This is a genomic window from Stakelama saccharophila (assembly GCF_032229225.1).
In the GTDB taxonomy this organism is placed as follows: domain Bacteria; phylum Pseudomonadota; class Alphaproteobacteria; order Sphingomonadales; family Sphingomonadaceae; genus Sphingomonas; species Sphingomonas saccharophila.
In genome coordinates this window covers 2274619-2287635 of record NZ_CP135076.1, presented here as the reverse complement: position 1 = coordinate 2287635, position 13017 = coordinate 2274619, and the positions used below count along the sequence as shown (strand labels likewise).

The 13017-nt window shown below is 63.5% G+C and carries 6 protein-coding genes; all 6 read left to right on the top strand.

Annotation, left to right across the window (positions count from 1 at the left end):
- Positions 1-19: 19 nt before the first annotated feature.
- The 6 genes from RPR59_RS10610 to RPR59_RS10585 all read left to right on the top strand — a co-directional run bounded on the left by RPR59_RS10610 (position 20) and on the right by RPR59_RS10585 (position 13013).
- The gene (locus RPR59_RS10610; RefSeq protein WP_313913824.1) at positions 20-1282 is read left to right on the top strand and encodes a sugar MFS transporter; all 1263 of its coding nucleotides are present in this window, start codon (positions 20-22) and stop codon (positions 1280-1282) included.
- Positions 1283-1688: 406 nt separating this feature from the next.
- A complete protein-coding gene (locus RPR59_RS10605) occupies positions 1689-4094 on the top strand; it encodes a GH92 family glycosyl hydrolase (protein ID WP_313913822.1) in 2406 nt (801 codons plus the stop codon).
- A gap of 137 nt (positions 4095-4231) precedes the next feature.
- The gene (locus RPR59_RS10600) at positions 4232-6178 is read left to right on the top strand and encodes a glycoside hydrolase family 2 protein (protein WP_313913819.1); all 1947 of its coding nucleotides are present in this window, start codon (positions 4232-4234) and stop codon (positions 6176-6178) included.
- A gap of 281 nt (positions 6179-6459) precedes the next feature.
- Positions 6460-9495: a TonB-dependent receptor gene (locus RPR59_RS10595; RefSeq protein ID WP_313913817.1), complete on the top strand. Its 3036-nt coding sequence runs from the start codon at positions 6460-6462 to the stop codon at positions 9493-9495.
- 90 nt (positions 9496-9585) lie between these two features.
- On the top strand, positions 9586-10635 hold the full coding sequence (locus RPR59_RS10590; RefSeq protein WP_313913815.1) for a glycoside hydrolase family 43 protein: 1050 nt from the start codon (positions 9586-9588) through the stop codon (positions 10633-10635).
- 41 nt (positions 10636-10676) lie between these two features.
- Positions 10677-13013 (top strand): GH92 family glycosyl hydrolase, encoded by a 2337-nt coding sequence (locus RPR59_RS10585; RefSeq protein WP_313918468.1) that lies wholly within the window; start codon positions 10677-10679, stop codon positions 13011-13013.
- Positions 13014-13017: the final 4 nt, after the last annotated feature.

Below are 13017 nucleotides of genomic sequence, written 5' to 3'. Positions count from 1 at the left end.
CGGGTTTTAGGGAGGTATGATGAAGGATAATCGCGCGGGCTCGGGCTGGACGTTCGCCTATATCACGATGCTGTTCTTCATCTGGGGTGCCGTGACCGCGGTCAACGACATCCTGATCCCGGCGGTGAAGGAGATCTTCTCGCTCACCGACACGGAAAGCTTTCTCACCCAGTTCGCCTTCTTCATGGCCTACGGCGTCGTATCGCTGCCGGCTGCCGCGCTGATGGGGCGCCTGGGCGCGGCCAATTCGTTGATCGTTGCGCTGGCGACGATGATTGTCGGCTGCCTCGTCATGCCGCTGGCGACCTTCGTCCAGGCCTATCCGATCGTGCTGGCGGGATTGTTCATCATCGCGTCCGGCATCACCTTGCTGCAGGTGGCGGCCAACCCGCTGTCGGCGGCGCTGGGCAGCCCTGAAAAGTCGCATTTCCGCCTCGTCCTCAGCCAGGCGTTCAATTCGCTCGGCACCGTCGTCGCGCCCTATCTCGCCGCGCGTACCCTGTTGCAGGGCGGCCTGTTCGACGGGGGTCCGGTGACCGAGGCGAAGATCGCCTATTCGCTCGGCCGGATCGACGTCGCCTACATCTTCATCGCCGTGGTGATCGGCGTGCTGGCGCTGTTCCTGTACCGCGTGCGCGGCCGCATCACCGCCGCGGCACCGCCGCCCGAGGTGGGCACGAAGGTGTCGAGCGCCTTTTCCTCGCCCTGGGCGCTGGCGGGGGCGCTGTCGATCTTCCTGTACGTCGGTGCGGAGGTGACGATCGGCAGTACCATGGTGAACTTCCTGGAGCAGCCCGACGTGCTGGCGGTGACGGCGGTGCGGGCGGGAAGCCTCGTCAGCCTGTACTGGCTGGGCGCGATGGTGGGGCGCTTCATCGGATCGGGCCTGCTCTACAAGCTGCCGGCGGGGCCGCTTCTTTCCGCCGCGGCGGGCCTGGCGGCGCTGATGTGCCTGACCGTCAGCCAGGTGACCGGCCCCGTGGCGGGCGTGCTGGCGATCTCCATCGGCTTGTTCAATTCGATCATGTTCCCGGTGATCTTCTCCCTGACGATCGAGCGCTCGACCGCGCCGTCCTCCGCCACGTCGGGACTGTTGTGCATGGCGATCGTCGGCGGCGCGCTGGTGCCGCTGGTCTTTGCTCAGGTGGCGGATGCGAGCGGCAGCCGCTTCATCGCCTTCCTGGTGCCGATGGTCTGCTATATCGTGATCGCGACCTTCGGCCTGCGCGCCGCGCGCGCGCCGGTGCGCGATGTCGACAAGCGGGAAGTGTCGCCGCACTGATCGCGCGACCGGTGCCGCCGCGCCCCGCCAAGGAGCACCCGGCGGCGCGAGCGAAGCGGCACAGCAGGAATATTAGAGGTGAAATCGATCAGCTCTGAACACGTTCGTCACCCTGAACTTGTTTCAGGGGCCACCGATCAACAAGCGCCAGCGGAGCAAGACGAAAGTGGATGCTGAAACACGTTCGGCATGACGATCAAAGCTGATCGGATTCGCCTTTAGCGCCGGATACCGCGCGTCGCACCTTTTCGCGGCGCGCGCAACGCTGTGCAATGCTGTGGTGCCGGCGGTCATCGGCCTTTGGCGGCTGCGACTTTTAATTTGACAAGCAAATTGGTTTATTTATCGTTCTGGCCAGCAGCCGATAGAGTGTCCGCGCCGACGGGCAGAAATGGCAGGGGAGGCGATGATGAAGCGGTGGAATGCGGGATCGAGGCGCTCGAACGGGGCGCATTTGCGGAACGGGTCGGCATTCGTGTCGGCGGCTGTCGGAATTGGTCTATCCTTCTCCTCCCCGCTCGCGCTGGCCCAGGGCGCTCCTGCCGCCGCGCCGCGCGACACAGGGCAATCGCCGGTAGCGCTTGCCGACCCGCTCGTCGGCACTGCGCCGCTGGACGACCCGGACGTGATCGGCAACGCGCCGCCGCCGGGCGAACCGGTCTATTCCGGGCAGACCTCGCCGGGTGCGCGCCTGCCGCACGGATCGGTCGCCGCATCGCCGGTCAACAACAATATCGAGCTGAGCTATCCGAACGGCGTTCCCGTTCCCTATTACTACACCAATCCGACGATGATCGGTTTCACCGGCGGCGGCGGGCCGACCTATGGCGGCAATGCCGAACCGATCATCATGCCGGTGGTGGGCGACTGGTCGCCGCCGCCCGCCTATAGCCAGTCCTGGTACGACAAGGCGCGCGAGAAGGCGTCGCCGGGCTATTATTCGGTCTATCTGAACACGTTCGACACCAAGGCGGAAATGACGGCGACGCGCTGGGCCAGCGTGATGCGCTTCACCTTTCCCGAAAGCGAGCGGTCGCACGTCATCATCAACTTTCCGCGCCATGGCGGCGAGATCGAGGTGGTCGGCGATCGGACCGTGCGCGGCAAGTCGAAGGACAGCCACAGCACCGACGGCGCCTATTTCGTCGCGGAATTCTCGAAACCGTTCACCGGACTGGGCACCTTTCGCAAGGCGCCGGGCGACAACCAGGGCTGGGGCATCGGCGTCAGCGACGTCGATCCGGGCGCGCGCACCATGTCGGGCAGCTATGCCGGCAGCTATGTCGATTTCAGCACGCAGGCCGGCGAGCAGGTGCTGATGAAGATGGCGCACGGCACCAGCTATGAACAGGCCGAGCAGCGGCTGCGCGATGAAGTGCCCGGCTGGGATTTCGACCGTGTCCACGCCGCCGCGCGCGGCGAATGGGCCAACCTGCTGGACCGCGTGCGCGTGTCCGGCGGGACGGAGAAGCAGCGTAAGCTGTTCTATTCGACGCTGTTCCAGTCCTTCGCCTCGCCGCGCCTGATCGCCGCCAAGGGCGAGAAGTTCGCCGACACCAACGGCAAGGTGAAGGTCGCCGAGCATGACCGCTACGGCCCGGTGCCGTTCTGGGATACCGGCCGCAACCAGATCGTCCTGCTGGAGCTGATGGAGCCGAAGGTCGTCCAGAACATCATGGCGTCCGAACTCGACATGGCGCGTGAAAAAGGGTTCATGAACACCTCCTTCCACGGCGACAATGCGGTGTTCCTCTATCTCGGCGCGTGGGAGCGGGGCATCCCGTTCGATTATGAGGCGGCGTATGAATATCTGCGCAAGAACGCGACCGACCCCAAGGGGCCGCGCGGCTACCTGGCCGAATATATGAAGCAGGGCTGGATTTCGGACATCGTGCCCGATCACAATCCCAGCCCGCCTTATGCGGGCGGCAAGGCCGGGGTCGCGACCACGCTGGAATATGCCTGGGACGATTACGCGCTCGCGCAATATGCGAAAAAGCTCGGCAAGACCGATGATTACGGCATGTTCCTGAAACGCGCGCACAACTATGCCAACGTGTTCGACAAGTCGATCGGGTTCATGCGCGGACGGACCGGAAACGGCGCGTGGATCTCTCCGTTCGACCCGGAAGAGCCCTATTACAATTTCATGATGAAGGAAGCCTCGGGCTGGTCGACGCTATGGCTGGTGCCGCACGACGTGCAGGGCCTGATCGACTTGATCGGCGGCCGCGAGGCGTTCAACGCCAAGCTCGATACCTTCTTCACCAAGCCCTATGACCCGACCGGCATCTGCCGCGACTGTACCGGGCTGATCGGGCAATATGTGCAGGGCAACCAGCCCGACCAGCAGGCGCCTTATTATTACAACTGGAGCGGGCAGCCCTGGAAGACGCAGGCACTGGTGCGCAAGATCCTCGACCGGACCTATGGCAGCGACGCCGCCGGTTACGGCTATCCGGGCATGGACGACCAGGGCGCGACATCGTCCTGGTACGCGCTGAGCGCGATGGGCTTCTATCCCGTCGATCCGTCCAGCCAGACCTATATCATCGGCAGCCCCGTCTTCGATGACGTGAACCTGGATATGGGCAACGGCAAGACGCTTCGCATCGTGGCGAAGAACAATTCGTCCGAAAACGTCTATATCCAGTCCGCGACGCTCGACGGAAAGCCGTGGAACAAGCCGTGGTTCAGCCATGACGACATCAAGGACGGGGCGACCTTCGTCTTCACCATGGGGCCGCAGCCGAACCGGAAATGGGGCGCCGCGCCCGACGCAGCGCCGCCGTCCATGTCGTCCCGGCCCTGAGGCGCCGGCAAGCATACCTCCGCCACCCCCCACCCTTGTGCGGAGGTCGGAGCCCGGGAAACGACCTGGCCCTCTCCACAGGATCCCGGGCTCCAACATCATCAGGGCGCGACCAGCGCCGAAATAGGGAGAACATCGTGCGCAGCCTGACCGCCATTATCCCGCTTCTCGCGCTTGCCCCGGCGATGGCGCACGCCCAGCCGGCGACGCCGGGCGCGGACCATGTCTATACCAGCGACCTGACGACGCGCTGGGGCAGGGAGGTGACGCCCGACAATGCGTGGCGGAGCTATCCCCGTCCGCAGATGAAGCGCGCGCGGTGGAAAAACCTGAACGGCCTGTGGGATTATGCGATCGCGCCGAAGGCGGACGCCCGGCCGGAGCGCATGGACGGCCGCATCCTGGTGCCGTTCCCCGTTGAATCCAAGCTGTCGCGCGTGGCCCGCAAGGTGACGCCCGACGACCGCATCTGGTATCGCCGCAGCTTCACCGTGCCCGCCGACTGGCGCGGCGAACACGTCATGCTGAATTTCGGCGCGGTCGATTATGCCGCGACGATCCTGGTCAACGGTTCCGTCGTCGGTTCGCACAAGGGCGGCTTCGACACTTTCGGTTTCGACATCACCCGCTATCTGAAGCCGGGCGAGAACGAACTCGTCGTCCAGGTCACCGACCCGACCAGCGCGGGCACGCAGCCGCGCGGCAAGCAGATCCTCGATCCCGCAGGCATCTGGTACACGGCCGTCAGCGGCATCTGGCAGACGGTGTGGCTGGAGCCGGTGCCCGAACTCCATATCGCCGACGTGCGCGCGACGCCGGACATCGATCGCGGGGTCGTCGACATCGCCGTCGCGCTGAGCGGCTGGGCGAGCGATACCGACGCCGTCCGGCTGACCGCGAGCGCCGGGGGCAAGCCGGTCGCCTCCACGATCATCCGCGCCAATCGCCGGGCGACGCTCCCAATTCCGGATGCGCACCTCTGGTCGCCCGACGATCCCTATCTCTACGACCTGAAGGCGGAGCTGGTGACGGTGCGCGATCCCTATGCCGGGGAAAAGGAGCGCGACCGCGCGGCCTACGACTCGCGCTTCACCGCGCATGAGAGCGCAGTCTATGCCGATGCGCAGGTGACGGGCGCGCCGCGCGACAGCGTCGATGCCTATTTCGCGATGCGCAAGATCTCGATCGGGCCGGGCCGGGTGAAGGGCCAGCCCGCGATCCTGCTCAACAACAAGCCGGTCTTCCAGAACGGTACGCTCGACCAGGGCTGGTGGCCGGACGGGCTCTATACGCCGCCGTCGGAAGCGGCGATGAAATACGACCTCGTCTTTCTGAAGAAGGCAGGGTTCAACATGGTGCGCAAGCATATCAAGGTGGAGCCGGCGCGCTATTATTACGACGCCGATCACCTGGGCATGCTGATCTGGCAGGACATGCCGTCGGGCGGCGGCGAGGATCAGTTCCTGGCCGGCACCAGCCAGTATCAGGCGGTCTTCCCGTCCGAAACGATGGCGCAGCAGCAGAAGGAACTGTCCGACATGATCGGCGACCTGCGTGCCTTTCCGTCGATCGTGCTGTGGGTGATCAACAACGAAGGGTGGGGCGAATATGATTCGGCGACGCTGGCGCGCTTCGTGAAGGGGCTCGATCCCAGCCGCCTGATCGATGCCGATTCGGGCTGGGTCGACGTCGCGCCCGAGATTTCGGACGTATATGACATCCACACCTATGAAGACGTGCCGAAGACGCCGGCGCATCAGGCCAACCGGGCGCTGGTGCTGGGCGAATATGGCGGCATCGGCCTTCCGGTCGACGGCCATATCTGGCGCCCCGGCAAGAAGAACTGGGGCTATCAGGTGGCGCGGGACGAAGCGGACTATGTCGCCCGCTTCCGCCGCAAGATGGACGAGGTGATTCGCCAGGCGAAGGCGGCGGGCCTGAGCGCGGCGGTCTATACGCAGACGACCGATGTCGAGGACGAGATCAACGGCCTGCTGACCTATGACCGGGCGGAACCGAAGGCGCCGGCCGAAACGCTGTCGCGGATCGCCGCGCCGCTGTGGCCGGCAGAGTCGCGAGAATAACTTCCCGGACGTCGCCGATCGCCCGAAACGACCTGGCCGCCGCGCAAACCAGTCGCGGCGGGCGATCTGTCGTCACCATGCGGAAATCGGCGGAAATGCGCCCGTTGTTGAACCTGTGCAACAGCCCTGGTGCATTCCGACGCAAAGCTGAAACATTCATTTGACAAATTGCTTTTTATATTATGAAGTCCTGCTCGATGGCTCACGGGCGACCGCCCGGTAAGCAAACTGAGCCACGCGCAGTTGGGACGGGGAGCGTCCCGAAACCAGGGAGGGAAGGCATGAAAAGGGCAGGACAGTTTCACCTATCGACGCTGAGCGGGCGCGAGCGCCTGGTCCGAAATCTGATGCTGACGGCGAGCGCCGTCGTGGGTTTCGCAGGCGTTGCACACGCGCAGGACGCGGCGGCGACCAACGCGCAGGACCAGCAGGTGCCGGCGCAGGACGCGCCTTCGAACCAGCCGCCGGCCGGGCAGGCCGCCGCGCCTACCGGCTCCGAGATCGTCGTGACCGGTTACCGCCAGTCGATCGAGGAAAGCCTTACGCAGAAGCGTGAGGCGAACGCATTTATCGACGTCATCACGGCAGAGGATGTCGGCAAGTTCCCCGACAAGAACGTCGCCGATTCCCTGCAGCGCGTGCCGGGTGTCGTCATCACCCGCGATGGCGGCGAGGGTAGTCGCGTCAGCATCCGCGGACTCAGTTCCGATCTGACGCTCACCGAACTCAACGGCAACTTCATCGCGTCGAGCGGCGACAATCCGTCGCGTTCATTCGATTACCTGCTGCTGCCGTCCACCTTCATCGGCAGCGTCGAAGTGTACAAATCTTCCGAGGCACGGCTCGACGAGGGCGGTGTCGGCGGCGTCATCATCAATCACACGCGCAAGCCGTTCGATCTCGAGCCCTGGTCGGGAAACATTTCGGTGGAAGGCACATATGCCGACGTTACCGAAAAGGTCGAACCGAACATCTCCGGCCTGCTTTCGTGGAAGGACCCGAGCGAGCGGCTCGGCTTTCTGGTCGGCGCCACCTATCAGGAGCGGACCAACCGCACGCTGAGTTCCAACGGATCGGCCTGGCACTGGTGGAGCGACCGCGACGAGAATGGCGACATCATCACGCCCGCGACCGACGTCAACGGCAATTCGCTCGCGGACAATGACGGCATTGCCTATTGGCCGGGCGAGGGGGTGACGACGCGCGACGGTCAGCACTATAGCGGTTATTGGGCGCCGCAATCGGTCGACGCGAACATCTTCGACCAGAAGCGCAAGCGGCTCGGCATCCAGGCGACCGCCCAGATGAAGCCGTTCGACAACCTGACGATCACGGCGAACTATTTCCGGTTCCAGTTGGACGGCGATTACAAGTCGAGCACCGTCAAGATCCCGGAATGGGGCTATGGCAATTTCTTCACCGGTGCGACGCTGGACCCCAGCGGCACGATCTTTACCGGCGCGTCGTTCGAGGTTCCGCCCGAAGGCACCGAATGCCGCGAACCCACCGCGGACAATTCGAATCTTTGCACGATGGAAACGCCCGCGCCGCAAAACACGCTGACGCGTCAAAAGAGCGTCTCCAACACCTATGACGTGCAGGGCGACTGGAACACCGACAGCCTCGACGTTCATTTCGCGCTGGGCAAGACGAAGTCGAAGGGTGGTCCGTCGTTTCAGTTCTTCGCGCAGGCCAAGCCGCGCAACGGCAACGACAACGGCAATCTCTTCAGCGGGTGGAATTTCACCAACCAGGGTCTGGCGATGGAATTCTCGCCCGACGTGTTGCAGAACATGCTCGACGGCACCGCGCAGATCGACCTTGGGTCGACCGGTTCGGGCTTTTCCAACAGCACGCTGTCGCACCGCTATGCTCAGGTCGACGTCACGCGGCATTTCGACTCGTTCATCGATTCGATCCAGGCCGGCGCCAAATGGCGCGATACGTCGATCCACCGCGAAACCGGAAGGTTCGAATGGTATTCGGACGCGGCCAACACGCTGCGCTTCCAGGATACGCCGGGTGGCGCGCTGGCACTGCCGGAATTCTTCTATCCCCAGTCGCTCGGCAATATCGCCGGCGGGTTCGAGACGAACGCCTTCCCGGCGATCAACATGGAAAACTACATCTCGTATCTGAACGAGACGTATAACGGGCCGATCCGCGTGCCCGAGCCGCAGAACCGGTACGATATCGGCGAGCGGATCTGGGCGGGCTATGCCCAGCTCAACTACAAGACCGACACCATCCGCGGCAATATCGGCGTGCGGGTTGTAAACACCAAGCAAAACGGCGTTTCGACCGATACGCTCTATTACGAAAACGATTATTGCGTAGACGGCCCGGACGGCCCGTTCGATCCCAACAAGCCCGTAGGTGAAGACGGCAACTGTCTCGTGATCCCGCAAGATCAGCGCGAGGTGCGGGTCTATGACCAGAATTCGGAATCGAAGAGCTACACGAACGTCCTGCCGAGCTTCAACATCGCGTGGAACGTAACGCCTGACCTGTTGGTCCGCGGCGCGGTGTCGAAGGTGATCTCGCGTCCCGGCTACGGCGATCTGGCCGGTGCGCGCTCGCTGACCTTCAACGCGGACCCGTTCGTGTTCGATCGGGCGCAGTACGGCGCGCTGCCCGGCTGGTTCGGCAATGGCGGTAATTTTGACCTGAAGCCGTTCAACGCATGGCAGTACGACATTGGCGTGGAATGGTATTTCCAGCCCGGATCGGTGATCGGCGCGTCGGCGTTCCGCAAGGATGTGAGCGATTTCATCGTGCCGCTGGTGCTGGACGTGCAGCAGGAAGTCGCCGGCGAAACGGTGACGGTCCAGCAATATTCGACGCAGGCGAACGGATCATCGGCGGTGTCGCAGGGCATCGAACTCTATGCGCAGCACACGCTCGACTTCGGGCTGGGTGCGCAGGTGAACTTCACCTACAACGACACGTCCGTTGCGGATGTCAGCCTGAACGGAGAAAAGGTCGGCACGTCACCGCTGGTCGGAAGCGCCAAGACGCAGGTCAATGCCTCGATATTCTACGAGCACGGCCCGGTGCTGCTGCGTGCGTCCTACAATCGTCGGGGCGAGGTTGTCGGGGGACTTTCGTCCGGGCTGAACATTTATTCGGATCCGTATGAACAGGTGGATTTGAACGCTTCGTACGCTCTGTTCGAAAACGTTCAACTGACTGCCTCGGTCATCAACCTGACCAAGTCGGAGCAGCGTCAGCATCTCGGAAACGACACAAAGGCACGGTTCATCTCGAACGCCTATTCCGGGCGGCGGGCCTATGTCGGTGTTTCGTACAATTTCTGACCTGGTTTAGAGCATCCCCAACCTGGGACGGCCCGCCACGGCCGGCCGTCCCATCCTTTTATCACCTGGGCCGCGGGGGGCCGAAGCAGTATGAGGCTGAAATTTTCGACGGTTGCGATCGGCGCCCTGTGTGCGCTGGCCGCGGTTCCGGCGCTCGCCGACAATCCGATCGTGAAGGGCTGGTACGCCGATCCCGAAATCCGGGTCTTCGACGGGCAATACTGGATCTATCCCACCTATTCGGACGATTATAAGACGCCCGACCGGTCGAAGCATTTCAGCGACGCGCAGAAACAATTGCGCGAGAACAAGATGGTCCGGCCGTCCTATGGCATCCAGACCTTCTTCAACGCCTTTTCCTCGCCCGACCTCGTCCACTGGACCAAGCACGAGCACGTCCTGGACGTCGAGAATGTTTCCTGGGCGGCCTATGCCGTGTGGGCGCCCTCGGCGATCGAGAAGGACGGCCAATATTACCTTTTCTTCGGCGCCAACGATATTCAGAAGGACGGCGAGACCGGCGGCATCGGCGTGGCGGTGTCGGACGATCCCGGCGGGCCGTTCAAGGATGCGATCGGCAAGCCGCTGATCTCCGCCTTCCACAATGGCGCGCAGCCGATCGACCCGTTCGTGTTTCGCGACGACGACGGGCAGGTCTATCTCTATTATGGCGGCTGGCAGCACTGCAACGTGGTGCGCCTTTCCGACGATCTGCGTTCGGTCGAGACATTCCCGGACGGCAGCACCTTCAAGGAAATCACGCCGCCCGGCTATGTCGAGGGCTCTTTCGTCATCAAGCGCAAGGGCGTCTATTACCTGATGTGGTCGGAGGGCGGCTGGACCGGCCCCGATTATTCGGTCGCCTATGCCATGGGGCCTTCGCCGACGGGGCCGTTCAAGCCGATGGGGAAGATCCTGACCCAGGACTTTGAGATCGCGCGCGGGGCGGGGCATCATTCGGTGGTCAACATTCCCGGCACCGACGACTGGTATATCGCCTATCACCGCCGTCCGCTGGACGAGACGAAGGGCGAGCACCGGCAGCTCGCCATCGACCGGATGAACTTCAACGCGGACGGGACGATCCGTCCGGTGAAAATGACGAACGAGGGCGTGAAGCCGCGCCCGTTGCCGCAGTGACCGGCAGAAGGGGAGAAGCTCTAGTGAAAACGATCAGGCGCATGGCGCTCGGCACCGCGGCTGCCGCGCTGACCCTTGGCGGCGCCGGCGCGCCCACCGCACTGGCGCAGTCGGCATCGGCCGGCGCGGACGCGCAGCCGGTGCTGGCGGACCTCGTCAACCCGCTGATGGGAACCGATTCCAGCTACCGGCTGTCCTATGGCAATACCTATCCGGCGGTAACCGTGCCGTTCGGCATGAATAGCTGGACGCCGGTGACGGGCGAGCCGGGAAGCGGCTGGGGCTACACCTACGACGCCGAAAAGATCAACGGCATCAAGCAGACGCACCAGCCCAGCCCGTGGATGAACGATTACGCCGCCTTTTCGCTGTTTGCCGAGACGGGGCCGCTCAAGATCGAGCAGGAGGAGCGTGGAAGCTGGTACAGCCACAAGGCCGAGGTGGCGCATCCCTATTCCTACAAGGTCTATCTCGCCGACTATGACGTGACGGCCGAAGTCGCGCCGACCGCGCGTGCCGCGCAATTCCGCTTCACCTTTCCCGACAGCGACGATGCGCATATCCTGCTCGACGGCCTGGCCGGCGGGTCGATGGTCAAGGTGGATGCGAAAAACCGGCGCATCATCGGCTATGTCCGCAACAATCACGGCGGCGTGCCGGACAATTTCCACAACTATTTCGTCGCCGAGTTCGACCATGACTTCACCGTCACGCGCACCTGGGACGACAACGGCCAACTGACCGCCGACCGCACGCGCGAAGGCGACCATGTCGGCGCGGTGGTGAGCTTCAGGACGGATGAAGGCGAGCAGGTCCACGTCAAGGTGGCGTCGTCCTTCATCAGCCCCGAACAGGCGCTGCGCAACCTGCGCACCGAAATCGGCAGCGACGATTTCGAGGCGACCAGGGCCAAGGCGAAGGCCGCGTGGGAAAAGGAGCTGTCGCGCATCCGCATCCGGAATCCGCAGCGGGAAAATGCGCGCACCTTCTATTCGGCGCTGTACCGGATGCTGCAATTTCCGCGCAAATTCTATGAAAAGGGCGCCGACGGGAAGATCGTCCATTACAGCCCGTATGACGGCAAGGTGCATGACGGGTACATGTTCACCGACAACGGTTTCTGGGACACCTGGCGCGCGGTCTTTCCCTTCTTCGCGCTGATGTATCCGGAACTGGACAGCCACATCATGCAGGGGCTGGTCAACACCTATCAGGAGGGCGGCTGGCTGCCCGAATGGGCGAGCCCCGGCTATCGCAACGTGATGATCGGGTCGAATTCCGCGAACCTGATCGCCGACGCCTATGTCAACGGCGTGCGCGGCTTCGATGCCGAGACGCTCTATGAAGCGATGATCAAGAACGCGACGACCAGCGAGGGGCGGCCGACCGACAAGCGCGGCAACGTCGTGAACGCGGTGGGGCGCGAGGGTGCGGAATATTACAACCGGCTGGGTTATGTCCCCTATGATGTCGGCATCAACGAGAATGCGGCGCGCACGCTGGAATATGCCACGGCCGATTTTTCCATCTCGCAAATGGCGAAGGCGCTCGGCAAGGACGCCGATGCGAAGAAATATGCCGAACGGGCGCTGAATTACCGCAGGCTCTACGATCCGGAAAGCGGCTGGATCCGCGGCCGCAACAAGGACGGGTCGTGGGAGACGCCGTTCAACCCGTACAAATGGGGCGACGCCTTCACCGAGGGCAACGCGCTGCATTATAGCTGGGCGGTGATGCAGGACCCGCAGGGGCTGATCAACCTGATGGGCGGGCGCGACAAGTTCGTCGACCGGCTCGATTCGATCTTCACCCGACCGCCGATCTTCGACGACAGCTATTACGGCCAGGTGATCCACGAGATCCGCGAGATGCAGATCGTCGACATGGGGCAATATGCGCACGGCAACCAGCCGATCCAGCACATGCCCTATCTCTATGACTGGGCCGGCGCGCCGTGGAAGACGCAATATCATGTGCGCGACATCATGGCGAAGCTCTACTCACCGGCGCCCGACGGCTATCCGGGCGACGAGGATAACGGCCAGACTTCGGCCTGGTACGTTTTCTCCGCGCTCGGCTTTTATCCGGTCGCGTCGGCGACAGGGCAATATGCGATCGGCAGCCCGCTGTTCCGGGACGTCACGCTGCAGATGCCGACGGGCAAGACGCTGCGCATCGTGGCGGAGAACAACAGCCCGGAAAACGTCTATGTGCAGTCCGTCACGTTCAACGGCAAACCGCACGCCAAGACGTATCTGACGCATGACGCGCTGGAACAGGGCGGCACGCTGAGTTTCGTCATGGGGCCGACGCCGAACAAGGAATGGGGCAGCGCCCCCGCCGACGCGCCCTTTTCACTGAGCGCGCCCGCCAACTGATCCG